This window comes from Streptomyces xingningensis (assembly GCF_054957865.1).
Map to the genome: position 1 here is coordinate 29,033 of NZ_JBDJPF010000044.1, position 22,951 is coordinate 51,983.

22 protein-coding genes are annotated in these 22,951 nt (G+C 72.7%); 15 read left to right on the top strand and 7 right to left on the bottom strand.

Annotated features, from left to right (window positions below):
* Nucleotides 1–60 precede the first annotated feature (60 nt).
* The 3 genes from ABCR83_RS22020 to ABCR83_RS22030 form a co-directional block, all read right to left on the bottom strand.
* Nucleotides 61–1,338, bottom strand: coding sequence for a sensor histidine kinase (locus tag ABCR83_RS22020; RefSeq protein WP_462696840.1), 1,278 nt, complete (start codon nucleotides 1,336–1,338; stop codon nucleotides 61–63).
* Nucleotides 1,339–1,418: 80 nt separating this feature from the next.
* Nucleotides 1,419–1,697, bottom strand: coding sequence for a PspA-associated protein PspAA (pspAA, locus tag ABCR83_RS22025; protein ID WP_462696841.1), 279 nt, complete (start codon nucleotides 1,695–1,697; stop codon nucleotides 1,419–1,421).
* A 76-nt stretch (nucleotides 1,698–1,773) separates the two neighbouring features.
* The gene (locus ABCR83_RS22030; RefSeq protein WP_462696842.1) at nucleotides 1,774–2,568 is read right to left on the bottom strand and encodes a PspA/IM30 family protein; all 795 of its coding nucleotides are present in this window, start codon (nucleotides 2,566–2,568) and stop codon (nucleotides 1,774–1,776) included.
* A 295-nt stretch (nucleotides 2,569–2,863) separates the two neighbouring features.
* On the opposite strand from ABCR83_RS22030, the gene ABCR83_RS22035 reads away from it, so the two are divergent.
* From ABCR83_RS22035 to ABCR83_RS22045, 3 genes are all read left to right on the top strand, one after another.
* Nucleotides 2,864–3,469: a DUF3043 domain-containing protein gene (locus ABCR83_RS22035; protein ID WP_462696843.1), complete on the top strand. Its 606-nt coding sequence runs from the start codon at nucleotides 2,864–2,866 to the stop codon at nucleotides 3,467–3,469.
* 41 nt (nucleotides 3,470–3,510) lie between these two features.
* Complete coding sequence (locus ABCR83_RS22040) at nucleotides 3,511–4,266, top strand: class I SAM-dependent methyltransferase (RefSeq protein ID WP_462696869.1); 756 nt, start codon at nucleotides 3,511–3,513, stop codon at nucleotides 4,264–4,266.
* A gap of 178 nt (nucleotides 4,267–4,444) precedes the next feature.
* Nucleotides 4,445–5,530, top strand: coding sequence for a S1C family serine protease (locus ABCR83_RS22045; protein ID WP_462696844.1), 1,086 nt, complete (start codon nucleotides 4,445–4,447; stop codon nucleotides 5,528–5,530).
* 30 nt (nucleotides 5,531–5,560) lie between these two features.
* Here ABCR83_RS22045 and ABCR83_RS22050 read toward each other — a convergent pair whose 3' ends face one another.
* Nucleotides 5,561–5,770 (bottom strand): hypothetical protein, encoded by a 210-nt coding sequence (locus tag ABCR83_RS22050; protein ID WP_462696845.1) that lies wholly within the window; start codon nucleotides 5,768–5,770, stop codon nucleotides 5,561–5,563.
* Between the two features lie 114 nt (nucleotides 5,771–5,884).
* Here ABCR83_RS22050 and ABCR83_RS22055 point away from each other — a divergent pair, with 114 nt between their 5' ends.
* From ABCR83_RS22055 to ABCR83_RS22070, 4 genes are all read left to right on the top strand, one after another.
* Nucleotides 5,885–7,084 (top strand): bifunctional adenosylcobinamide kinase/adenosylcobinamide-phosphate guanylyltransferase, encoded by a 1,200-nt coding sequence (locus tag ABCR83_RS22055; RefSeq protein WP_462696846.1) that lies wholly within the window; start codon nucleotides 5,885–5,887, stop codon nucleotides 7,082–7,084.
* An 84-nt stretch (nucleotides 7,085–7,168) separates the two neighbouring features.
* Nucleotides 7,169–8,215, top strand: a complete 1,047-nt coding sequence (gene cobT, locus ABCR83_RS22060; protein ID WP_462696847.1) for a nicotinate-nucleotide--dimethylbenzimidazole phosphoribosyltransferase — start codon at nucleotides 7,169–7,171, stop codon at nucleotides 8,213–8,215.
* 51 nt (nucleotides 8,216–8,266) lie between these two features.
* Complete coding sequence (locus ABCR83_RS22065; RefSeq protein ID WP_462696848.1) at nucleotides 8,267–10,033, top strand: phosphatidylglycerol lysyltransferase domain-containing protein; 1,767 nt, start codon at nucleotides 8,267–8,269, stop codon at nucleotides 10,031–10,033.
* Nucleotides 10,030–10,749, top strand: coding sequence for a hypothetical protein (locus ABCR83_RS22070; protein ID WP_462696849.1), 720 nt, complete (start codon nucleotides 10,030–10,032; stop codon nucleotides 10,747–10,749). The genes ABCR83_RS22065 and ABCR83_RS22070 overlap by 4 nt, the downstream gene beginning before the upstream one ends.
* On the opposite strand, the gene ABCR83_RS22075 is transcribed toward ABCR83_RS22070, so the two are convergent.
* A complete protein-coding gene (locus tag ABCR83_RS22075) occupies nucleotides 10,716–11,453 on the bottom strand; it encodes a hypothetical protein (RefSeq protein ID WP_462696850.1) in 738 nt (245 codons plus the stop codon). The genes ABCR83_RS22070 and ABCR83_RS22075 overlap by 34 nt on opposite strands.
* Before the next feature lie 90 nt (nucleotides 11,454–11,543).
* Between ABCR83_RS22075 and ABCR83_RS22080 the strand changes: the two genes are divergently transcribed.
* From ABCR83_RS22080 to ABCR83_RS22105, 6 genes are all read left to right on the top strand, one after another.
* A complete protein-coding gene (locus tag ABCR83_RS22080) occupies nucleotides 11,544–12,350 on the top strand; it encodes an adenosylcobinamide-GDP ribazoletransferase (protein ID WP_462696851.1) in 807 nt (268 codons plus the stop codon).
* A 306-nt stretch (nucleotides 12,351–12,656) separates the two neighbouring features.
* A complete protein-coding gene (locus tag ABCR83_RS22085) occupies nucleotides 12,657–14,171 on the top strand; it encodes a leucyl aminopeptidase (protein ID WP_462696852.1) in 1,515 nt (504 codons plus the stop codon).
* Between the two features lie 512 nt (nucleotides 14,172–14,683).
* Nucleotides 14,684–16,072 (top strand): dihydrolipoyl dehydrogenase, encoded by a 1,389-nt coding sequence (gene lpdA, locus ABCR83_RS22090; protein WP_462696853.1) that lies wholly within the window; start codon nucleotides 14,684–14,686, stop codon nucleotides 16,070–16,072.
* Nucleotides 16,073–16,121: 49 nt separating this feature from the next.
* Nucleotides 16,122–17,882, top strand: a complete 1,761-nt coding sequence (gene sucB, locus ABCR83_RS22095; protein ID WP_462696854.1) for a 2-oxoglutarate dehydrogenase, E2 component, dihydrolipoamide succinyltransferase — start codon at nucleotides 16,122–16,124, stop codon at nucleotides 17,880–17,882.
* Between the two features lie 127 nt (nucleotides 17,883–18,009).
* Nucleotides 18,010–18,633 (top strand): GntR family transcriptional regulator, encoded by a 624-nt coding sequence (locus ABCR83_RS22100; protein WP_462696855.1) that lies wholly within the window; start codon nucleotides 18,010–18,012, stop codon nucleotides 18,631–18,633.
* Between the two features lie 253 nt (nucleotides 18,634–18,886).
* Complete coding sequence (locus ABCR83_RS22105; protein ID WP_462696856.1) at nucleotides 18,887–19,855, top strand: helix-turn-helix transcriptional regulator; 969 nt, start codon at nucleotides 18,887–18,889, stop codon at nucleotides 19,853–19,855.
* Here ABCR83_RS22105 and ABCR83_RS22110 read toward each other — a convergent pair.
* Nucleotides 19,846–20,757, bottom strand: coding sequence for an SDR family oxidoreductase (locus tag ABCR83_RS22110; RefSeq protein ID WP_462696857.1), 912 nt, complete (start codon nucleotides 20,755–20,757; stop codon nucleotides 19,846–19,848). The two genes, ABCR83_RS22105 and ABCR83_RS22110, sit on opposite strands and share 10 nt — an antisense overlap.
* Nucleotides 20,758–20,913: 156 nt before the next feature.
* On the opposite strand from ABCR83_RS22110, the gene ABCR83_RS22115 reads away from it, so the two are divergent.
* Nucleotides 20,914–21,432 (top strand): DUF4240 domain-containing protein, encoded by a 519-nt coding sequence (locus ABCR83_RS22115; protein ID WP_462696870.1) that lies wholly within the window; start codon nucleotides 20,914–20,916, stop codon nucleotides 21,430–21,432.
* On the opposite strand, the gene ABCR83_RS22120 is transcribed toward ABCR83_RS22115, so the two are convergent.
* Nucleotides 21,422–21,913 (bottom strand): N-acetyltransferase family protein, encoded by a 492-nt coding sequence (locus ABCR83_RS22120; RefSeq protein ID WP_462696858.1) that lies wholly within the window; start codon nucleotides 21,911–21,913, stop codon nucleotides 21,422–21,424. The genes ABCR83_RS22115 and ABCR83_RS22120 overlap by 11 nt on opposite strands.
* A 43-nt stretch (nucleotides 21,914–21,956) precedes the next feature.
* On the opposite strand from ABCR83_RS22120, the gene ABCR83_RS22125 reads away from it, so the two are divergent.
* Entirely contained in the window at nucleotides 21,957–22,874 is a 918-nt protein-coding gene (locus tag ABCR83_RS22125) for a TIGR01777 family oxidoreductase (RefSeq protein ID WP_462696859.1), read from the top strand.
* The last annotated feature ends 77 nt before the right edge of the window (nucleotides 22,875–22,951 follow it).

A 22,951-nucleotide genomic window follows, 5' to 3' on the forward strand; every position in this document is an offset into this window, starting at 1 on the left:
GTCAGCCTAAGCGCTCCGCCGGAGGCGAGGTCACGCGACGGCGGGCCGTCGGTGGCCCGTTCAGGCCTCGTGGTCGGCCCCGAGTCGCCCGCGCACCGGCAGCCGCGCCTCGACCCGGAAGCCGGGCACACCCTCCCGCGGCCCCGTCTCGATGCTGCCGCCGAGCGCGGCGACCCGCTCGCGCATGCCGACCAGGCCATGGCCGCCGGAGGGCGACGGCGTGGACCCGGCGCAGCCCGCGCCGTCGTCCTGGACGGTCAGCACCAGGCTGTACGGGCCACGCAGGATGGCGACTTCGGCGCGCGCCCCGGGACCCGCGTGTTTGTGCGCGTTGGTCAGCGCCTCCTGGAGCACCCGGTAGGCGGTCAGGTCGACGGCCGCGGGCAAGGGGCCGATGACCTCCGCCGCCCCGGCGGGGTCGGCGCCCGTCCCACAGCCGCCCGGCCGGCTGCCGGCCAGGGCCACGTCGACGGGCAGCCCGGCCCGGGCGAAGCCGTCCACCAGGGGGCCCAGGGCGCCCAGGCCGCGGGCCGGTTCGGTGGGCGCCGTGGGGTCGCCGTACTGGCGCAACAGGCCGACGGTGGACCGCAGTTCCTCCAGAGCCGAGCGGCTCGCCTCGCGGACATGGGCCAGGGCCTCCTTGGCCTGGTCCGGGCGGCTGTCCATGACGTGCGAGGCCACCCCCGCCTGCACATTGACCAGCGCGATGTGGTGGGCGACCACATCGTGCAGCTCCCGGGCGATGCGCAGCCGTTCCTCGGCGACCCGGCGGCGGGCCTCCTCCTCGCGGGTGCACTCCGCGCGCACGGCCCGCTCCTGGATCGCCGCGACAAAGGCGCGGCGGCTGCGGACGGCCTCACCGGCGGCCGCGGCCAGGCCGGTCCAGGCGAGCAGGCCGAAGTACTCCTGGGAGTACCAGGGCGGTGGGCCGCAGAGCATCACGGCACCGGTGAGACCGGTGGCCGTCACCACGGCGATGCGCCAGGCGGTGGAGCGCTCGGTGCCGGCCGCGACGGTGAACAGCGCGAGCACCGCGGCCGTCCCGACCTGGGTGTGCGGCACGCCGTTCCCGGTGGCCGCCACCGCGACCACGGTCAGGGCGCAGGTCAGGGCCAGCACGGTGCGCGGCGCCCGGCGGCGCAGCACCAGGCAGGCGCAGGCGGCCGCGCTCAGCCCGATGGGGCCGTAGCCGAGCGCGTTCCCACCGTGCCGGCCGACGGCCGAGCCGATGAGGATGGATCCAAAGACGGCGACGGCCACCAGGGTGTCGGCGGCGAGCGGGTGCTCGCGCAGCCAGCAGTGCGGACGGGCGAGGCCGGAGCGGGCGAGGGAGGTCATCGCGATCCCATCGGGACCGCCGCGCCCCCGTCCCGGGGATCCGGGGACGGGGGCGCGGCGGGTGTTGGAGTGGCCGGGGTTCAGCCGGGGATGAGCCCGTCCTCGCTGAGCATCTCGCGGACCTGCTCCAGCGTGGCGTCCGGCGAGGGCAGGATCAGCTCGGAGGGCTCCAGGGCTTCGTCGGGCAGCGGCTCGCCCAGCCGGCGCACCGCGTCGAGCAGGGCGTCCAGGGTGCGGCGGAAGCCGGGCTCGTCGCCGCTCTCGAGCTCCGCGAGCAGCTCGTCGTCCAGCACGTTCAGCTCGGTGAAGTGGCTGTCCGCCAGCTTTACCTGCCCCTCCCCCATGATCCGAACGATCATGACGATCTCCCTATGTGTTTCAGTGCGGGCCGGGCGTCAGTGCCTGTCAGCGCTTGTCAGTGCTTGTCAGTGCTTGTCAGTGCTTGTCGAAGTGCGGCCGGTCCTGCGGCTGCACCGCCTGGGACTGGCCGCCCTGTCCGCCCTCGATCGCCGGCTTGGCGCTGCTGCCGCCCGCGAGCTCGGCCTTCATCCGCTGGAGCTCCAGCTCCACGTCCGAGCCACCGGAGAGGCGGTCCAGCTCGGCGGTGATGTCGTCCTTGGCCGTGCCGGTCGGGTCGTCGAGCGCGCCCGAGGCGAGCAGCTCGTCGATGGCACCGGCGCGGGCCTGCAGCTGTGCGGTCTTGTCCTCGGCACGCTGGATGGCCATGCCGACATCGCCCATCTCCTCGGAGATGCCGGAGAACGCCTCGCCGATCCGGGTCTGGGCCTGGGCGGCGGTGTAGGTGGCCTTGATGGTCTCCTTCTTGGTGCGGAAGGCATCGACCTTGGCCTGCAGCCGCTGGGAGGCGAGGGTGAGCTTCTCCTCCTCGCCCTGCAGCGTCTGGTGCTGCGTCTCCAGGTCGCTGACCTGCTGCTGCAGCGCGGCGCGGCGGGTGAGCGCCTCGCGCGCCAGATCCTCCCGGCCGAGGGACAGCGCCTTGCGGCCCTGCTCCTCCAGCTTGGACGACTGGCCCTGCAGCTGGCTCAGCTGCAGCTCCAGGCGCTTGCGGGAGGTGGCCACGTCGGCGACGCCGCGGCGCACCTTCTGCAGCAGCTCGACCTGCTTCTGGTATGAGTAGTCGAGGGTCTCGCGCGGATCCTCGGCCCGGTCCAGGGCCTTGTTGGCCTTCGCGCGGAAGATCATCCCCATACGCTTCATGACACCGCTCATGGGCTTCGCGCGCCCCCTTCTGACGGACTTCGGCTCCAGCACCATCTAACAGAACCCACAGTACGGGCCCTGTCCCCATTACCGCACTGTTCGGGCGCGGATATGGTCCTCCTCCAGGACGATCACAAGGTCATTCCTCTCCGGCGCGAGGAGTAGGCGGCACCTCGGGGGGACCCACGGGGCGGGATCCCCGGGGCCTTTGCCGGCTCCCCGCACTTCTTCAGACGGACATCCGTGCGGGATCGTTCCCGGGAAGGCTGGGGTCCGCTCCCGGAACCCCGTACCCTTGGGTCCCGTGTTCCGAAGCCGTTCGAAGGAAGAGCGGTCCGTCAAGGCCACCGACACCAAGGTGACCGCGGACCAGCCCCAGCAGACCCGTCACCCGCAGGCCCCCAAGGGCCGCCCCACCCCCAAGCGCAGCGAGGCCACCTCGCAGCGCCGTTCCCTGGCCGCCACACCGGCCAACCGCAAGGACGCCACCCGGAGGGCGCGCGAGACGCGGCGGACGGACCTGGCCAGGCAGCGCGAGGCCCTCGCCAACGGGGACGAGCGGTTTCTGCCGGCCCGTGACAAGGGTCCGGTGCGCAGGTTCGCGCGGGACTTCATCGACTCGCGCTGGTCGGTGGGCGAGTTCTTCCTGCCGCTCGCGGTGACCATCCTGGTCCTGAGCATGTTCAACCGCGGCCAGTTCCAGCAGTATGTGCTGCTGGCCTGGCTGGTCGTGATCCTGGCCATCGCCCTCAACTCGGTGTTCCTCGGCACCACCCTCAAGCGGGCCCTCAAGAAGCGGTTCCCGGACGAGAACCTGCGTGGTGCGGTGCCCTACGCCCTGATGCGCACCCTGCAGATCCGCCGGATGCGTCTGCCGAAGCCCAAGGTCAAGCGCGGAGAGAAGCCCTGAGCGGCGTTGCCCCGGGCTTCACCGGCGGCGCGGAGGGGTGGCTGCGCGGCCTCGGGGGGTTAAGGAACACCGTCCGCCAGGAACTGGTGGCGCGTCAGCTGGACGAGCAGATATCCGCCCGCTTCCCGGTCGGGCGGCGGCTGCGGATACTCGACGTCGGCCTCGGCCAGGGCACCCAGGCGCTGCGGCTGGCCCGCGCCGGGCACCAGCTGACCGGCCTGGAGTCCGATCCCCGGATGGTGGCCGCGGTGCGCGAGGTGCTGGCCGGGGAACCGGCGGGCATCCGCGAGCGGGTGCGGCTCATCCAGGGTGACGGCCGGGACACCGGGGTGCACTTCCTGCCCGGCGCCTTTGACATCGTGTTGTGCCACGGTGTGCTGATGTACGTACCGGAGCCGGATCCGGTGCTGGCCGGGCTGGCCCGGGTGCTGGCCCCCGGCGGCCTGCTCTCGCTGGTCGTCCGCAACGCCGATGCGCTGGCGCTGCGGCCGGGGCTGAGCGGCGACTGGGACACCGCGCTGGCCGCCTTCGACTCCCCCGCCTACACCAACCGGCTCGGCCTGCCGGTGCGCGCCGACCGGCGGGAGGCGCTGACCGCGACCCTGGCCGGGATCGGGGCGCCGCTGTCCGCCTGGTACGGGGTACGGCTGCTGACCGATCTGGCCGCCGACGGACAACCCCCGCCGCCGGCCGGGGAGCTGCGGCGGCTGCTGGCCGCCGAGGAACGGGCCGGGCGCACCGACCCGTACCGCGCGGTGGCGGCGCTGTTGCACCTGTGCGGGGTCCGGGGCGGCTAAGCGCTCCGCTGGAAGTGCAGTTCGGTCACTGCGGGCCGTCCATGGCTGGTCGCGCAGTTCCCCGCGCCCCTTACGGGGCGCGATACCGCACCGCACTTCGGCAAGACCACTTGGTACCGCGACACCCGTACGGACCGGACGCCGGGACAGCGGTCGGCGGCGGCCGGATACTTCGAGCATGGACGTCCTCCCACGTCACCCTTCCCGCAGGCGCCTGCTCCCGGCGGCCGCCGCGGTGTGCGCGGCGCTGCTCGCCGGGTGCTCCGGCTCGTCCGGCGGCCCGGCCGGACCGGCGCCGGCCGCTTCGTCGGGGGCCTCGGCGGTCTCGCTCTCCGGTTCGGCGGGGGATCTGCAGGCCGCGTACGAGAAGGTGGTCAAGGAGGTCCTGCCGTCCGTCGTGCAGATCACCACCGGCCAGGGGCTGGGTTCCGGCGTGGTCTACGACGGCAAGGGCGACATCGTCACCAACGCCCATGTCGTCGGTGACGCCACGGCGTTCAAGGTCTCCCTGGCCACCGGCGGAACCACGGTCGGCGCCCGGCTGGTCGCCAGCTACCCCGACCAGGACCTGGCCGTGGTGCGGATGGACTCGGTGCCCAAGGGGCTGCGGCCCGCCACGCTGGGCGACTCGTCCAAGGTCGAGGTCGGGCAGATCGTGCTGGCGATGGGCAATCCGCTCGGGCTGTCCAGCAGCGTCACCCAGGGCATCGTCTCGGCGGTCGGCCGGACGGTCAGCGAGGGCCGTGGGGGCGGCGGCACCGGGGCGACCATCGCCAATATGGTGCAGACCTCGGCGGCCATCAACCCGGGCAACAGCGGTGGGGCGCTGGTCAATCTTGCCGGGCAGGTCATCGGCATTCCCACGCTGGCCGCCACCGATCCGGAGCTCGGCGAGGGGGCCGCTCCGGGCATCGGCTTCGCGATCCCGGCCGCGACCGTCGGCCGGATCGCCGATCAGATCGTCAAGAGCGGCCGGGTGACGGACTCGGGCCGGGCCGCGCTGGGCATCACCGGCCGGACGGTCGTCGGCCCCGACTACACCCCGGCCGGGGTCGCGGTGGCCGCGGTCAGCGGCGGCGGGCCCGCCGAAAAGGCCGGCCTGCGGGCCGGCGACATCATTGTCAAGGTCGGCAAGGCCGCCATCACCACCATGCAGTCGCTGGCGGAGGCGCTCGCGGGGCTCCGGCCGGGCGAGCGGACGGAAGTGACCTATGAGCGGGACGGGGCGGAGCAGACCGCGAACGTCACCCTCGGCGAGATGTGACGCCCGCGGCCCGGGCCGTCGCTCCGGCCGTCAGTCCAGGTCCGCGTGCAGGCTCATCGGCCCATAGATCTCCGTGCTGTCCTCGAACAGCCGGACCTGGTCCGCACCCCCGCTGAGCAGCTCCTTCCACACCTCACCGAGCCAGGACTCCGCGTCCCCCTGGGTCGTGAACTCCTCCGGCTGGACCGCCGGTTCGACCTCCGTGCCGTCGGCCTTCTCGAACCGCCACACCCACGCCATGTCCGCCTCCCGAGTATCGGCTGGCTGTTGCCGAGCGCAGCCTAACGGCCCGTCACGGGCAAGAAAGGGTGAGCCCCGCGCGCCTGCCGCGGCCGGACGCGAGACGATCGGGGCGTGGAACTGACATTGCTCGGCACCGGAGCCCCCGAGGGGCTGCCGCGCCCCGGTTGCCCCTGCGCGGCCTGCGCCACCGCCGTGGGCGAGGACGCGCGGGCCGCGACCGCCCTGCTGGTCGACGGCGCGCTGCTGCTGGACCTGACCCCGGGCCCGGCGTTCGCGGCCGCCCGCGCGGGGCGTTCGCTGGCCGGGGTGCGGCAGGTGCTGCTCTCGCATCCGCACGACGGGCCCCCCGTGGAGTTCCCGGCCGGGCTGCCCGCCCCGGGGCGGGTGCCGGACGGGCGCGAGCTGTCGGTGATCAGCGGCCACCGGGTGCGGGCGATGGCCCTGGACTCGCCGGGCACCGGATACGAGGTGCAGGGCCCGGAGGGCGACCGGCTGCTGTACCTGCCGCCGGGCGGGGCCCCGGCGGGGCTGGCCCCGGTGGCGGGCCCGTACGACATAGTGCTGCTCGATGTGACCGGGCGGCCGGAGGCGCTGGCCCGGCTGCGCGAGGCCGGTGCGGTCGGTGCCACCACCGATGTGATCGCCGTGCACCTGGACCACGATGTGCCGCCGGGCCGGGAGCTGCACCGGCGGCTGGCGGCGGCGGGTGCGCGGGCGGTGCCCGACGGCACCGCGCTGACCGTGGGCGACTACCACGCGGTGCCGGACCTGCCGCGCCGCACCCTGGTGCTGGGCGGGGCGCGGTCGGGCAAGTCCCGGGAGGCGGAGCGGCGCCTGGAGTCCTTCCCCCAGGTGCTGTACGTGGCCACCGGCGGCACCCGGGAGGACGACCCGGACTGGGCGGCGCGGGTGGCCCTGCACCGCGAGCGCCGGCCGGCCTCCTGGCGCACCGTCGAGACCTGTGACCTGGTCCCGCTGCTGAGCGCGCACGGCCCGCCGCTGCTGATCGACTGTCTGGCGCTGTGGCTGACCGATGCGATGGACGACGTCGGGGCCTGGTCCGCGGAGACCTGGGCGCACGGCGGGGCGGACACCCTGGCCAAGCGGGTGCGGGAGCTGGTGGCGGCGGTGCGGAACACCTCCCGCACGGTTGTCGCGGTGAGCAATGAGGTGGGCGCGGGAGTGGTGCCCGCGACGGCGTCCGGACGCCGTTTCCGCGACGAGCTGGGGCGGCTGAACGCGGCCCTGGCCGCGGAGTGCGAGCAGGTGCTGCTGGTCGTCGCGGGCCAGGCGCTGCCGCTGCGCGGCTAGGGGTGGCCCGCGACGCCCCGCGGTCGGCTCCGGAGCCGTACAGCGCCACGGATAGCCGCCCCCCGCAGGGGTAGTGTGTCGCGGATGAGCGGTCTGAATCTTGATGACTTCGCCACGCTGATCGAACGCCCCGACTCGGGCGTGCGGCGCGAGGCCGAGGAGCGGCGGGAGCGGCTCGCCCCGCCGCCCGGAGCGCTGGGGCGGCTGGACGAGCTCGGCGAGTGGCTCGCCGCCGCGCAGGGCGCCGTGCCCGTCAAGCCCGTCGAGCGCCCCAGGGCGGTCCTCTTCGCGGGCGACCACGGGGTGGCGACGCTGGGTGTGTCGGACGGCCCCGAGGGCGGCGCGTATGAACTCGTCCGGGCCGCCCTCGACGGGGAGAGCGCCCCGGCCATCCTGGCCCGCCGGTTCGGGGCGGCGGTGCGGGTGGTCGACATGTCGGTGGACTGCGCCCCGGAGCGGCTGCCCGAGGAGGTCACCCGGCACCGGGTGCGCCGCGGCTCCGGCCGGATCGACATCGAGGACGCCCTGACGGCCGAGGAGGCCGAGCGGGCGTTCCGGGCCGGCATGGCGATCGCCGACGAGGAGGCCGACTCGGGCACCGACCTGGTGGTGCTGGGGGATCTGAGCGTCGGCGGCACCACGGCCGCGGGCACCCTGATCGCCGCCCTGTGCGGCACGGACGCCTCGGTGGTCACCGGCCGCGGCGGCTTCGCCATCGACGACCTGGCCTGGATGCGCAAGTGCGCCGCGATCCGCGACGCACTGCGCCGGGCCCGGCCGGTGCTCGGCGACCAGCTGGAGCTGCTGGCCGTGAGCGGGGGCGCGGACCTCGCCGCGATCACCGGGTTCCTGTTGCAGAGCGCCGTGCGCCGGACCCCGGTCATCCTGGACGGGGTGGTTTCGGCGGCCTGTGCCCTGGTCGCGCAGCGGGTGGCCTTCCGGGCGCCGGACTGGTGGCTGGCCGGCCAGGCGAGCGGCGACCCGGCACAGGCGAAGGCAATCGACCGGATCGCGCTCAACCCCGTGCTCGATCACGGCGTCACAGTGGGGGAGGGAACAGGGGCGCTGCTGGCCCTGCCGTTGGTGCAGGCGGCCGCGGCTCTGGCGGCAGAGCTTCCCGAGCGTTCCTGAGCCCACCGGGGCCGGGTCTGTCGTGCCCGACACCCCGTACGTTCACCTTCCATGGGAGAAGTCCGCTTGACTCCGGATGACGAGGCGCGGCAGAGCAGCCTGCCACGGCGCGCCGCTGCCTTCGCCGTGTGGTACCTGCGCGTGGTCACCTTCATCAACCTGCTCAGCGCGGTGTGGGTGTCCGTCGGCGCGGGCATCCGCCGGCACAGCACCGACGACTACTTCACCCCGTACCTGCTGGACGCGGGCTTCACGGCGACGGTGCTGTCGCTGTTCATGGCGGTCACCCTGCGGCGGCGCAAGCGGGCCGCGTGGATCCTCAATGTGGTCCTGTCCGGGCTCGTCCTGGCGGTGATCCTCGGCCTGATGTACGACCCGGACTTCCGGGAGCACGGGCAGAACTGGTTCTCCACGGTCATCACCGCGCTCTTCCTGATCGCGCTGCTGGTGAGCCGCCGCGAGTTCTATGCCAAGGGCGACCGCTCCAACCCCAAGCTGGCCGCGGCCGTCGCGGTGGGCGGCCTGCTGGTCAGCTCGCTGATCGCCGCCCTGCTGGTGACGGTCACCAACGACGCCCACGACGAGTACAAGTCCACCTTCCTGGACCGCTGGCGCTATGGCGTCAAGCGGCTGATCTCGCTCGGCGGCGACGGCACCAACTTCGCGGGCATCGACGCCCCGGGCTGGGTCAATGTGGTCATCAACGTGATGAGCACGGTGCTGCTGGTCCTCGTGGTGTACATGGCGTTCCGCTCCCGGCGGGCCACCGATCCGCTGACCGCGGAGGACGAGTCCAGGCTGCGGGGTCTGCTGGAGAAGTACGGCGACCGGGATTCGCTCGGCTACTTCGCGCTGCGCCGCGAGAAGAGCGTCGTCTGGTCGCCGTCGGGCAAGGCCGCCGTCACCTATCGGGTGGTCGGCGGGGTCTCGCTGGCCTCCGGCGATCCGATCGGCGATCCCGAGGCCTGGCCGGGCGCCATCGAGCCGTGGCTGGCCGAGGCGCGGGCGCACGGCTGGATCCCGGCCGTGATGGGCGCCGGCGAGGAGGGCGGCACGATCTACGCACGGCACGGCCTGGACGCGCTGGAGCTCGGTGACGAAGCGATCGTGGAGACCGCCGAGTTCACCCTGGACGGGCGCGCGATGCGCACCGTGCGCCAGGCGTACAACCGGGTGAAGCGCGCCGGGTACACCGTCCGCATCCGGCGGCACGAGGAGATCCCCGAGGAGGAGATGACCCGGCTGCTGAAGCGGGCCGACGACTGGCGCGACGGCGCGACCGAGCGCGGCTTCTCCATGGCGCTGGGCCGCCTCGGCGACCCGGACGACGGGCGCTGTGTGATGCTCGAGTGCCATGACGGCACCGGCGAACTGCGTGCCCTGCTGAGCTTTGTGCCCTGGGGGCCCAAGGGCCTGTCGCTGGATTTGATGCGGCGGGACCGGGACTCCGAGAACGGCCTGATGGAGTTCATGGTCATCGAGCTGCTCCAGCAGGCCAGGGGGCTGGGCATCACCCAGGTGTCACTGAACTTCGCGATGTTCCGGTCCGTCTTCGAGCGGGGCTCCCGGCTGGGCGCGGGGCCGGTGCTGCGGGTGTGGCGCTCGTTGCTGTCCTTCTTCTCGCGCTGGTGGCAGATCGAGTCGCTCTATCGAGCAAATGCGAAATACCGCCCCATCTGGGAGCCTCGTTTCATGCTGTTCGAGAAGAGCAGTGACCTGTTGCGGATCGGCATCGCCAGCGCCCGTGCGGAGGGCTTCCTGGAGGCGCCCGGCCTGCCCAAGTGGCTCAACCGCAAGCATCTGGAGAGCCGACGATGAACCGCGCGGCGCTGCGACGCGCCGCGCGTACCGAGTGGGGTCCGCTGTTCGGGACGGTGTGGCACGCGCTCTCCCGCAAACGCTGGCGAGCGATCCCGATGACCCTCTCGGCGGTCGTTCTGACCTCGGTCTTCCAGATCGTCCAGAACCAGTCCTGGGGGTACCACCCCGTCCAGGTGCTCGGTTCCGTGCAGGCCCGGCTGCCCTGGTGGCTGGCGCTGGTACGGACCCCGCTGTCGCTGTTCGTGCCGGCGCTGGACCTGCCGGTCTGGGGGGCGCTGGCCCAGCTCCTGATCGTCTTCGGCATCGCCGAGATCTGCCTGGGCCGCGGGCGGACCCTGGCCGTCTCCTACCTCGCCACCCTCGCCGGGACGATGTACGCACGGCTGGCCGTCCACCTCGGCCCCGGCGGGCTGCTGGGCCTGCCTCCGGAGGCCGCCAAGGTGATCGACACCGGGCCGTCGGCGGCCGTGGTGGGGCTGGCGGTGTACGTCTCCTGGCGCTACCGCGCCTGGGCGACCTGTGCCGGGGTGGTCCTCGCCATGGTGGGCGAGGTGGTCATCAAGCCGAATCTGGCGGGCAAGGAGCACATCGCGGCCGTGGTGGCGATCCTTGCCCTGTGCACGGTGGAGGAGCTGCGCAGACGGCGCAAGCCCCGGCAGGACCTCTACCGGGACCGGGATCACCGGTCGGGCGCCCCCGCCACCAGGTCGTGAAGCCGGTTCCGCACCGCCGCCCAGCGCGCGTCGTGCCGGTAGGCACGTACCCGGGCCTTGCGGCGGGCCCTGGGGCGGCGGCGGTAGAAGCGCCGGGCCCACGGCGAGCCGGGCCGGGCCAGCCGCACCGCTCCCACCAGTGCCACGAACGGCACCACCGCGCCGATCAGCGCTATCCGCGGCTTGCCCTTGGCCAGCGCGAACAGCGCCACCAGAAAGTTGACCAGGGTGTTGGTGACCACGATGCTGCGGCTCTGCAGCTCATCGGGGGTCAGCTCGTTCACCCCGAACGGCGCGAAGCCGGCCAGCACCAGCCCCACCAGTGCGGCCGTCAGCACCACGATCTCCACGCTCTTGCGCCCCTGCTCCGTCCAGTAGACGTCGTCGAGGTGGAGCACCAGCGCGAACTCGTCCAGCACCAGCCCCGCACCGGCCCCGAAGAGCACCGCCGAGGCCGCCGCCCCGAAGCTCTGCTTGTCGGCGGCCACCGAGCCGAAACCGCCGATCACCATCAGCACGATGCCGGGCACCACATGGTGCACATGCAGTCCGCCGGGTTTGATGTTGCCGAACGGGCCCTTGCCCGCGCGGATCAGCCGGGTGATGACCCGGGTGACCAGGAAGGTCAGCACAAAGGCGGTCAGCGCCAGCAGCAGCGGCAGCTTGCCCGGCTCGACGATGTTGCGGTCCAGCCAGTGACCCATGGAACTCCTTGACGCCCCTCTTCCGGAATGCACCTTATCGGCACACTCCTCGGCAAATCCCTGCCTACCTCCACGGGATACCCTCCCGCGGTGACCGACACGACCTCCCCCCGGCCGACTCCCGGCGATGCCCTCCGGTTCGCCTTCGGCACCCTCACCGTGCTGCCCGTCCGCCTCACCCGCTGGGACCGGCCGACGGCCCGCGGCGGGATGCTCGCGGCCCCGCTCGCCGGGCTGGCCGTGGGCGGCTGCGCGGCGCCGGCCGGCGGGCTGTTCCTGCTGCTGGGCTCGGGCCCGCTGCTGGCCGCCGTGGTCACGGTAGCGGTGCCCGCGGTGCTCACCCGGGGGCTCCACCTGGACGGGCTGGCGGATGTCGCCGACGGGCTGGGCAGCGGCAAACCGGCCGCGGACGCCCTGCGGATCATGAAGCAGTCCGACATCGGCCCGTTCGGCGTGCTCACCCTCCTGCTCACCCTGCTCGGCCAGGTGGCCGCGCTGGCCACGCTCTACACCGCCGGCTGGGCCCGGGGCGCCCTCGCCGCGGTGGTCGCCGCCCTCGCCGCGCGCTGCGCGCTGACGCTCGCCGCCCGCACCGGCATACCCGCGGCCCGCCCGGAGGGGCTGGGCGCCGCGGTGGCCGGCGCGGTGCCGGTGCACGCCGCGCTCGCCGTGGCGGCGGCGGTGGTGGCCGCGGCCGCCGGCGCGGGCCTGCTGTTGGCCCCGCACGGCCCCGGCCCGGCGCTGCACGCGGGCGGCGCGGTGCTGCTCGGGCTGGGCGGAGCCGAGCTGCTGTTGCGGCACTGCCGGCGCCGCTTCGGCGGGGTCACCGGCGATGTCTTCGGGGCCCTGGCGGAAACCTCGTTGACGATCACTCTGATCGCCCTGACCCTGGGCTGAGGGCAGGCCCGGGGATAGGCTCTCGCATTACCCAACAACCCCGGCCGCGACGGCACAAACGCGCCGCATACCATGCGCTGGGAGTGTGCTGGAGATCTGGGCCGGATCAGCGAGCGGCGTCCGGTGCGTGCAGCTGCAAGGCGGACGGATTCGCCGATAGTGCGTTTCTATCGGCGGATTCGGCCAACGCGGCAGATGTGCGTGCCGGACGCCGGGAGCCCGGCCCAGATCTCCAGCACACTCCTAGGCGCGGCCGGCCCACTCTTCGGCCAAGGAATCTCAACGGAAGTAGGGACACCCACCACCGTGACTGCTCTCACTCTCAGCACTTCCAGCGCGGCGACACTGCGCGCGGACGCCGTCGTCATCGGTGTCGCCAAGGGCCCGAAGGGTCCCGTCGTCGCCCCCGGCGCCGAAGCCCTCGACAAGGCGTTCGACGGGAAACTGGCCGTGGTCCTGGAAACCCTCGGCGCCGGTGGCGACGAGGGTGAAGTGACCAAGCTGCCCGCGCCCTCCGGCGTCAAGGCCCCGGTCGTGGTGGCGGTCGGCCTCGGCGAGGCCCCCGCCAAGGGCGACGGCTTCGACGAGGAGGCGCTGCGCCGCGCCGCCGGTGTCGCGGCCCGTGCGCTGGCGGGTTCGAAGAAGGCGGCGTTCGCGCTGCCCGTCGAGGACGCGGAGGCCGCCGCCGCGATCGGGGAGGGCGCGCTGCTCGGCGCGTACTCCTTCACCTCGTACCGCGGCAACGGCAAGAACGGCAAGGGCGAACCCCTCGGCGAGGCGACGATCCTCGGCGGCAAGCCGCGCGACAAGGCGTTCAAGGCCGCCGCCGAGCGCGCGGCCACCGTGGCCCAGGAGATCAACCGCGCCCGCGACCTGATCAACACCCCCTCCAACGACCTCTACCCGGCCAGCTTCGCCGACCTCGCCCAGGAGGCCGCCAAGGAGCACGGCCTCAAGGTCGAGGTGCTGGACGACAAGGCGCTGCTCAAGGGCGGCTACGGCGGCCTGATCGGCGTGGGCCAGGGCTCCGCCAACGGCCCGCGCCTGGTGCGCATCGCCCACACCCACCCCAAGGCGGAGAAGACCCTGGCCCTGGTCGGCAAGGGCATCACCTATGACTCGGGCGGCATCTCGCTCAAGCCGGCCGGTCACAACGAGACCATGAAGTGCGACATGAGCGGCGCCGCCGCCGTGTTCGCCGCGGTGGTGGCCGCCGCCCGGCTGGGCCTGAAGGTCAACGTCACCGGCTGGCTGGCCCTCGCGGAGAACATGCCCTCCGGCACCGCCACCCGTCCGGGCGATGTGCTGAAGATGTACAGCGGCAAGACCGTCGAGGTGCTCAACACCGACGCCGAGGGCCGGCTGGTGCTGGCCGACGCCCTCACCCGGGCCTCGGAGGAGAACCCCGACGCGATCGTGGACGTCGCCACCCTGACCGGCGCCATGGTCCTGGCACTGGGCGACCGCACCTTCGGCATCCTGGCGAACGACGACGCGTTCCGTACCTCGCTGTACGAGATCGCCGAGGAGGTCGGCGAGCAGGCCTGGCCGATGCCGATGCCCGCCGAGCTGCGCAAGGGCATGGACTCCCCGGTCGCGGACATCTCCAACATGGGCGTGCGCAACGGCGGCGGCCTGACGGCCGGCCTGTTCCTCAAGGAGTTCGTGGGCGAGGGCATCACCTGGGCGCACCTGGACATCGCGGGCCCGGCCTTCCACGAGAGCGCCCCCTACGGCTACACCCCGAAGGGCGGGACCGGCTCCGGCGTCCGTACCCTCGTCCGGCTCGCGGAGCGCACCGCCGACGGCGACCTCGGCTGAGCAGTCGCGGCCGGGCCGTACAGTCCAGTGGCGGGGGGGGGGGGGGGGGGGGGGCGGGGGGGGGGGCGCGGGGGGCGGGGGGGGGTGGGGGGGCGGGGGGGGGGGGGGGGGGGGAGGACGGCGTGGCGGGGTGGGGGGGGGCGGGGCGGCGGGGGGGGGCCCCCGCGGGGGCACGCCCCGGGGTGCGCGGGCGGGGGGGGGCCCAACTGGCGGGGGGCGGGCCCGGGGCCCCCCCGGGGGCCCCCGCCACGTTCGCTCGACGAGAGTGTTCACGACAGTGTTCGCTTTAAACGAACGACGCTTTTATACGCGCCGGTAACCCCAGAAGGTGACGCATCAGTCGTCGCTCAGCCCGGCCCGGCGTCCCGCCATCCGTCAACAAGTGCGAAGATGTTGTCTCGGCAGGACAGGGCCCCCGTTAATCACAGGGCCGAACCAAAAGCGGCCGAACGACAGCCGCCGCCCGGTCACCGACGACCGGCAACGGCGTACCCATGCATGGAGGACGTGACGTGGCGAACGACGCCAGCACCGTTTTCGACCTAGTGATCCTCGGAGGCGGTAGCGGCGGTTACGCCGCTGCCCTGCGTGGAGCGCAGCTGGGTCTCGACGTCGCCCTGATCGAGAAGGACAAGCTGGGCGGCACCTGCCTGCACCGCGGCTGCATCCCCGCCAAGGCCCTGCTGCACGCCGGCGAGATCGCCGACCAGGCCCGCGAGAGCGAGCAGTTCGGTGTCAAGGCCGGCTTCGAGGGCATCGACATCGCGGGCGTCCACAAGTACAAGGACGACGTGATCTCGGGCCTCTACAAGGGCCTGCAGGGGCTGTTCGCCTCCCGCAAGATCACCCATGTGACCGGTGAGGGCCGGCTGTCCTCCCCCACCTCCGTGGACGTCGACGGCCGGCGCTATACCGGCCGCCACATCCTGCTGGCGACCGGTTCCGTGCCGAAGTCGCTGCCGGGCCTGGAGATCGACGGCAACCGCATCATCTCCTCGGACCACGCGATGACCCTGGACCGGGTCCCGAAGTCCGTGATCGTGCTGGGCGGCGGCGTCATCGGCGTCGAGTTCGCCTCCGTGTGGAAGTCCTTCGGCGCCGACGTCACCATCGTCGAGGGCCTCAAGCACCTCGTCCCGGTGGAGGACGAGAACAGCTCCAAGCTGCTGGAGCGCGCCTTCCGCAAGCGCGGCATCAAGTTCAACCTCGGTACCTTCTTCCAGAAGGCCGAGTACACCGCCGACGGCGTCAAGGTCACCCTGGCCGACGGCAAGGAGTTCGAGGCCGAGCTCCTGCTCGTCGCCATCGGCCGCGGCCCGGTCTCGCAGGACCTGGGCTACGAGGAGGCCGGGGTCGCCCTGGACCGCGGCTACGTCCTGGTGGACGAGTACATGCGGACCAATGTGCCGACCATCTCGGCCGTCGGCGACCTGGTCCCGACCCTCCAGCTCGCGCACGTCGGCTTCGCGGAGGGCATCCTGGTTGCGGAGCGGCTGGCCGGTCTCCAGCCCGTGCCGGTCGACTACGACGGCGTGCCGCGCGTCACGTACTGCCACCCCGAGGTCGCCTCGGTCGGCATCACCGAGGCCAAGGCCAAGGAGCTGTACGGCGCCGACAAGGTCGTCGCTCTGAAGTACAACCTCGCGGGCAACGGCAAGAGCAAGATCCTGAAGACCGCGGGCGAGATCAAGCTCGTCCAGGTGCGGGACGGTGCCGTTGTCGGTGTCCACATGGTCGGTGACCGCATGGGTGAGCAGGTCGGCGAAGCCCAGCTGATCTACAACTGGGAGGCGCTGCCGGCCGAGGTCGCGCAGCTCATCCACGCGCACCCGACGCAGAACGAAGCCATGGGTGAGGCCCACCTGGCCCTGGCCGGCAAGCCGCTGCACTCGCACGACTGAGTCCCGAGCGCACCATCATCCGCACTACTCGTAAGGAGCAACCGCAATCATGGCGGTTTCCGTAACCCTGCCGGCGCTCGGCGAGAGCGTGACCGAGGGCACCGTCACCCGCTGGCTCAAGGCCGAAGGTGAGCGAGTGGAGGCCGACGAGCCGCTGCTCGAGGTATCCACCGACAAGGTCGACACCGAGATCCCGGCCCCCGCGTCCGGCATCCTCGCCTCCATCAAGGTGGCCGAGGACGAGACGGTCGAGGTCGGTTCCGAGCTGGCGATCATCGACGACGGCACCGGTGCCCCCGCTGCCGCCCCTGCCCCGGCGGCCGCTGCCGCCGAGGCCCCCGCCGCCCCGGTCGCCGAGGCTCCGGCCCCCGTGGCCGAGGCCCCCGCCGCCGCTCCGGCCCCCGCCGCTGCCGCCCCGGCCGGCGGCGCCACCGGTACCGACGTCGTGCTGCCCGCACTGGGCGAGTCGGTCACCGAGGGCACCGTCACCCGCTGGCTCAAGGAGGTCGGCGAGGAGGTGACCGAGGACGAGCCGCTGCTCGAGGTCTCCACCGACAAGGTCGACACCGAGATCCCGGCCCCGGTCTCCGGCGTGCTGCTGGAGGTTCTCGTCGGCGAGGACGAGGTCGCCGAGGTCGGCGCCAAGCTGGCCGTGATCGGTGCCCCCGGCGCCGCCCCGGCCGCCGCTCCGGCGCCCGCCCCGGCCCCGGCTGCCGCTCCGGCGCCCGCCCCGGCCCCGGCTGCCGCTCCGGCTCCGGCGCCTGCCCCGGCCGCCGCTCCGGCGCCCGCAGCCCCGGTGGCCCCTGCCGCCCCGGCTCCGGCCGCGCCGGCCCCCGCGCCGGTGACCCCGCCTGCTGCTCCGGCTCCGGCCGCCCCCGCGGCCGACGGCGCCTATGTCACCCCGCTGGTGCGCAAGCTCGCCGCCGAGAGCAACGTCAACCTGGCGACCGTCCAGGGCACCGGCGTCGGCGGCCGCATCCGCAAGCAGGACGTGGTGGCCGCGGCCGAGGCCGCCAAGGCCGTCGCGGCCGCCGCTCCGGCTCCGGCTCGTACCGCCGCCGCGAAGGCCCCGGCGCTCGAGGTCTCCCCGCTGCGCGGTCAGACGGTCAAGATGCCGCGCATGCGCAAGGTCATCGCCGACAACATGATGAAGGCGCTGCACGGCCAGGCGCAGCTGACCTCCGTGGTCGAGGTGGACATCACCAAGATCATGAAGATGCGCAACAAGGCCAAGGAGGGCTTCGCCGCCCGCGAGGGCGTCAAGCTCTCCCCGATGCCGTTCTTCCTCAAGGCCGCCGTCCAGGCGCTGAAGGCCCACCCGGTCATCAACGCCCGGATCAACGAGGACGAGGGCACCATCACCTACTTCGACTCCGAGAACGTCGGCATCGCCGTCGACTCGGAGAAGGGCCTGATGACCCCGGTCATCAAGGGTGCGGGCGACCTCAACATCGCGGGCCTGTCCAAGAAGACCGCCGAGCTGGCCGGCAAGGTCCGCACCGGCAAGATCAGCCCGGACGAGATGTCCGGCGCGACCTTCACCATCAGCAACACCGGTTCGCGCGGTGCGCTGTTCGACACGGTCATCGTGCCCCCGAACCAGGTCGCCATCCTGGGCATCGGCGCGACGGTCAAGCGCCCGGCGGTCATCGAGACCGCCGAGGGCACGGTCATCGGCGTGCGCGACATGACCTACCTGGCGCTCTCCTACGACCACCGCCTGGTGGACGGTGCCGACGCGGCCCGCTACCTGACGACGGTCAAGGCGATCCTGGAGGCCGGCGAGTTCGAGACCGAGATCGGTCTCTGATCCTCGCGGACCGCAGTTCCCAGGGCGCGGCCCCGGTGTTCGTACTCGTACGAGCCGGGGCCGCGCCCTTTTCCGCACCGCGGTCGATAATGACCTTCGATCCACCCAGGCCGCCAAGGAGCGCCCCATGTCACCACCCGTCGTCCACTCGCTCCGCGAACAGATCCGCGAGCACATCCTCGAAGGGATCGTCAGCGGCCGCTGGCAGCCGGGCGAGCGGATCGTCGAGCGCCGGATCGCCGCCGAACTGCTGGTCAGCCAGACCCCCGTGCGCGAGGCGCTGCGCGAGCTGGAGTCCCTGCGGCTGATCGAGTCGGCGCCCAACAAGGGCGTACGGGTCCGCGACCTGACCGCCGCCGACCTCAAGGAGAGCTACCCGGTGCGCGCGGGCCTGGAGCAGGTCGCCGCCGAGCTGGCCGCGGACACCCTGGCCGAGGATGTGACGGCGCTGGAGCGCGAGGTCGGGGCGCTGTATGCGGCGGACCGGGCCGGCGACGGCGAGGCGCAGGTACGGCACACGGTGGCCTTCCACCGGGAGATCGTCCATGCTTCGGGCAACTCCGTGCTGCTGCACACCTGGGAGTCGCTGGGCATCGAGGTGTGGACGACCCTGTCGATCCGCTGGCTGAGCCCGGAGCCCCGCACCCACGCGGAGGAGCACGCCGAGCTGGTGGCCGCCTTCCGGCGGCGCGACCCCCGCATCGGCGAGCTGCTCAGGGCCCACGTACTGGGCTGCGCCCCACAGATCTGAGAGGTCCGGCCGGATCGTCCGGCGAGAGAATCCTCACCCAGGATTGATCGATCATCGATCAGGGGCGTATCGTCTCCGCCGGAGCCGCACTCGACCGCCCTGTCCTGTGTCGGGGAGCGGCTCAGGGGTGACTGACGGCAGGCCCCGGTGCGTCGACCATGCCCTGGCTGGGCGCACCGAGTCCTGTCGTCCGCCCCGGGTCTGTTCCGTCAAGTCTGTTCCGCCGCCGGTGCCGCCGTTCATGATGGGGGGCATGCGAGCGGCTCGGCTGATCAAGTTGGTGCTGTTGCTCCAGTCCCGGCCGTCGATGACGGGCGCCGAACTGGCACGGCAGCTGGAAGTCTCGGAGCGCACCGTCGCGCGCGATGTCCTCGCCCTGGGCGAGGCGGGCGTGCCGGTCTATGCCGACCGCGGCCGCTCCGGCGGCTACCGCCTGATCGGCGGCTACCGCACCAGGCTGACGGGCCTGGGCCGCACCGAGGCCGAGGCCCTGTTCCTGTCCGGAGTGCCCACCGCGCTGCGCGAGATGGGCCTGGCCGACGCCGCCTCGGCCGCCCGGCTCAAGGTCTCCGCGGCCCTGCCGCCGGAGCTGGGCGACGCCCCCGCCGGCGCGGCCCAGCGCTTCCACCTGGACGCCCCCGGCTGGTGGCAGCCGGCCGACCCGCCCGCGCTGCTGCCCGCCATCGCGGACGCCGTGTGGGACGACCGCCTGCTGGCCGCCCGCTACCGGCGGCGCGACGGCAGCGAAGTGGAGCGCGAGCTCGAGCCGTACGGCCTCGTCCTCAAGGCAGGCGTCTGGTATCTGGCGGCCCGGGTGCAGGGTGACTTCCGCGTCTACCGGGCGGACCGCTTCACCGCGGTGACCGTGGGCGAGCAGCGGTTCCGCCGCGAGGAGGGCTTTGACCTCTCCGTCTTCTGGGCGGACCAGGCCGCCCTCTTCACCCGCTCCCTGCTGCGCGAACGGGTCGTGCTGCGCCTCACCCCGGAGGGCGCCCGGCGGCTGCCGCAGGTGACGGAGCTCACCGCCGGGCGGGAGGCGGTGGAGGCCGCCGGGGAGCCCGACGGGCAGGGGCGGATCACCGTCACCCTGCCCGTGGAGTCACCGGCGGTGGCCTATGAGCAGCTGCTGTCGCTGGGCCCGGAGGCGGAGGTCCTGGAGCCGCCGGAGCTGCGCGCGCGGTTCGCCGAGGCGGCGGCGCGAAGCGGGGAGCTCTACCGGTAGTCGTCCGCCGTCGCGTCACGTCCCCCGAAGACGACCTCGTCGAAGTACCGGGTGCCGTCCGGCTGCGATCCGTCCAGGTCCCTGAAGCCGTACACCTTCGCCAACTGCCCGCTGAACACGGACTTCCCGCTCCACCTCGCCCGCTCCGGATCCGTCGCCAGCGCGGCCACCGCCCGCCCGACAAAGGCCGGGGACTCGGAGATCGCGAAGTGCGGTTCCTGTTTCACCGCTTCCCGCCAGGTCTCCTCGGTGACCCCGAAGTGGTCGAGCATCTCCTCCGAGCGCAGGAAGCCCGGGCTGACGCACACCGCCGTGCCGCCGTACTCCGCCAGCTCGTGGGCGAGCCCCCACGCCATCCGGATCGGCCCGAACTTGGCGAGGTCGAAGAGCAGGTTCTCCCGGTACTGCTTGGTGTTGAACTCCTCATTGCCATCGGTGATCTCGACCACCAGCCCGCCGGGCCGCCGGATCAGCAGCGGCAGGGCGTAGTGGCTGGTGATGGCGTGCGTGTCGATGGACAGCCGCAGCATCCGCAGCCCCTTCTCGAGGTCGAGCTCCCACACCTTCTTGCTGAACTCCAGCAGGTGGTCACCGCCCCACACATCGTTGACCAGCACATCGAGCCGCCCCTGCTCCCGGTCGATGCGCTCCACCAGGGCCCTGACCTGCTCGGGCTCCAGGTGGTCGGTGGGTACGGCGATGCCGGTGCCGCCCGCTGCCGTCACCAGTTCGGCGGTCTCCTCGATGGTCTCCCCCCGGCCGACTTCGCTGCGGTGCTCGCGCGTGGTGCGCCCGGTCGCATAGACCACGGCACCGGCCCTGCCGAGCTCGACCGCCATGGCCCGGCCCGCTCCCCGGGTGGCGCCCGCGACCAGTGCGACTCTGCCCGTCAGTTTTCCCATGGGTATCTGCCCGTTCTCTCGTGCCTGTTCCTGAACACGAGTGACCCTGTCACCGATACCGGACATCTCTTGTCCTGTATTGCGGGATAACGACACGGCCGCATAAGAACCCTTCGGCGTGCGGGCCCCGAGGGCAGGACGGATGCTGTTGGCGTGATGGACGAGACGGAGTTCTGGGAACTCATCGACGGCACCCGCGAGGCCGCCGGGGGTGACTCCGAGGACCAGGCCGATCTGCTGGTCGAGCGGCTGCTGCAGCTCGACCCGGACAATGTGCTGGACTTCGCCCGGCACTTCGAGGCGCGCTACAACCGGGCGTATCTATGGGAACTGTGGGGGGCGGCGGCGGTCCTGCTGAACGGCGCCGGCGACGATGTCTTCGACTTCTTCCGCTGCTGGCTCATCGGGCAGGGCCGGGAGGTCTTCGAGGGCGCGGTCCACGATCCCGACAGCCTGGCGGACCTCCTCGACGACTTCGACGAGGAGGTGGACGGGGACGGCGAGGACCTCGGCTTCGCCGCCGACGAGGCGTATGAGCAGCTCACCGGCGCCGAGCCTCCCGACCTGGGCCTGCCCGCTCCCCCGCCCGAGCCGCTGGGCACACCGTTCGACCCGGAGGACGACGCGGCGCTGGCGGAGCGCTTCCCCAGGCTGTGGGACCGGTTCAGGGAGTGAGCGCGCGCCCCATCAGCACATCGTCCAGATACTCCCCGTCCATCAGGAACTCCCCCGGCAGCAGGCCCTCCTCGGTGAAGCCCTCCGTGGCGTACAGCCGCCGGGCGGCCTCGTTGTGCCCCAGTACGCGCAGCGTCAGCCGCGACGCCCCCTGCCGCCGGGCCTCCTCCGCCACCGCCCGCAGCAATGCGCGCCCCACCCCCTTGCCCCGGAACCGGTCGTCCACCAACAGGCCCTGGATCTGCCGCACATGGGCATTGCTGGGGATCGGGATGGAGCGCACCAGCCGGATGTACCCCGCGATCTCCCCGCCCAGCTCCGCGACCAGCAGCTGCTCGGGCCGGGTCCGTTCACCGAAGAACGGCTCGTACGGCGGCTCCGGCCGGGGGCCGACGGCGTGCAGGGGCGACCAGCACCGCCGGTCCATCTCGGCCAGGACCGCGTCATCGGCAAGGTCGGCGGCACGAATCGTCAACTGCATGGGGTCAGTGTTGCCAAAGTAACTACTGTCAGGCAAGGGGAAATTGAGGATCATGCGCATTGCACTCACCGGCTCGACCGGGCTCATCGGCACGGCGCTCGTCCACTCCCTGGAGGCGGACGGCCACCAGGTGATGCGGCTCGTACGGCGCACACCGCGCACCGACCGCGAAATCGAGTGGCACCCCGGCCGCCAGTGGGTCGACACCCCACGGCTCACCGGCTGCGAAGCCCTGGTCCACCTGGCCGGTGCGGGCGTCGGCGACCGCCGCTGGACCACCGCCCGCAAGAAGGAGATCCGGGACAGCCGCGTCCTGGGCACCACCGCCGTCGCCAAGGCCCTGGCCGCCCTGGACACCCCGCCCCGGGTCCTGGTCAGCGCCAGCGCGATCGGCATCTACGGGGACACCGGCGACCGCCCGGCCGACGAGCGCACCCCGCCCGGCCACGGCTTCCTGGCGGACCTCTGCCAGGAGTGGGAAGCGGCCGCGGGCCCCGCCGTCCAGGCGGGCATCCGCACCGTGTTCCCCCGCACCGGCCTGGTGGTGGCCCGCACCGGCGGAGCCTGGGCCCGGCTCTTCCCCCTCTTCCGGCTGGGCCTGGGCGGACGGCTCGGCGACGGCCGCCAGTACTGGAGCTTTATCGCCCTGGCCGACCACATCGCCGCCCTGCGCCACCTCCTGGACTCCGAGCTGTCCGGCCCGGTCAACCTCACCGCCCCGCGGCCGGCCACCAACCGCGAGGTGACCGCAGCCCTGGGGCGCGTACTGCACCGGCCCACCCCGTTCGCCGTCCCCGCTCCGGCGCTCAAGCTGGCACTGGGGGAGATGGCCACCGAGGTGCTGGCGAGCCAGCGCGTACTGCCCCGGCGGCTGCTGGACTCGGGCTTCTCCTTCGCCTTCCCCGACATCGAAAGCGCCGTACGCGCGGCACTGTCCTCCGGGGGCCGCGCTTCAAGCTGATGATTGTGCGACCACCGTGCGACCGTGCTCTTCCCGTGCGCGACTGTTATTGACCGGAATTCTCTCTACGGTCGAGG

Coding starts and splice junctions, on each gene's coding strand:
- ABCR83_RS22020 (WP_462696840.1), bottom strand. CDS start 1,338: ATGACCTCCCTCGCCCGCTCCGGCCTCGCCCGTCCGCACTGCTGGCTG.
- pspAA (WP_462696841.1), bottom strand. CDS start 1,697: ATGATCGTTCGGATCATGGGGGAGGGGCAGGTAAAGCTGGCGGACAGC.
- ABCR83_RS22030 (WP_462696842.1), bottom strand. CDS start 2,568: ATGAGCGGTGTCATGAAGCGTATGGGGATGATCTTCCGCGCGAAGGCC.
- ABCR83_RS22045 (WP_462696844.1), top strand. CDS start 4,445: ATGGACGTCCTCCCACGTCACCCTTCCCGCAGGCGCCTGCTCCCGGCG.
- ABCR83_RS22050 (WP_462696845.1), bottom strand. CDS start 5,770: ATGGCGTGGGTGTGGCGGTTCGAGAAGGCCGACGGCACGGAGGTCGAA.
- cobT (WP_462696847.1), top strand. CDS start 7,169: ATGAGCGGTCTGAATCTTGATGACTTCGCCACGCTGATCGAACGCCCC.
- ABCR83_RS22065 (WP_462696848.1), top strand. CDS start 8,267: ATGGGAGAAGTCCGCTTGACTCCGGATGACGAGGCGCGGCAGAGCAGC.
- ABCR83_RS22070 (WP_462696849.1), top strand. CDS start 10,030: ATGAACCGCGCGGCGCTGCGACGCGCCGCGCGTACCGAGTGGGGTCCG.
- ABCR83_RS22075 (WP_462696850.1), bottom strand. CDS start 11,453: ATGGGTCACTGGCTGGACCGCAACATCGTCGAGCCGGGCAAGCTGCCG.
- sucB (WP_462696854.1), top strand. CDS start 16,122: ATGGCGGTTTCCGTAACCCTGCCGGCGCTCGGCGAGAGCGTGACCGAG.
- ABCR83_RS22100 (WP_462696855.1), top strand. CDS start 18,010: ATGTCACCACCCGTCGTCCACTCGCTCCGCGAACAGATCCGCGAGCAC.
- ABCR83_RS22105 (WP_462696856.1), top strand. CDS start 18,887: ATGCGAGCGGCTCGGCTGATCAAGTTGGTGCTGTTGCTCCAGTCCCGG.
- ABCR83_RS22110 (WP_462696857.1), bottom strand. CDS start 20,757: ATGGGAAAACTGACGGGCAGAGTCGCACTGGTCGCGGGCGCCACCCGG.
- ABCR83_RS22115 (WP_462696870.1), top strand. CDS start 20,914: ATGGACGAGACGGAGTTCTGGGAACTCATCGACGGCACCCGCGAGGCC.
- ABCR83_RS22120 (WP_462696858.1), bottom strand. CDS start 21,913: ATGCAGTTGACGATTCGTGCCGCCGACCTTGCCGATGACGCGGTCCTG.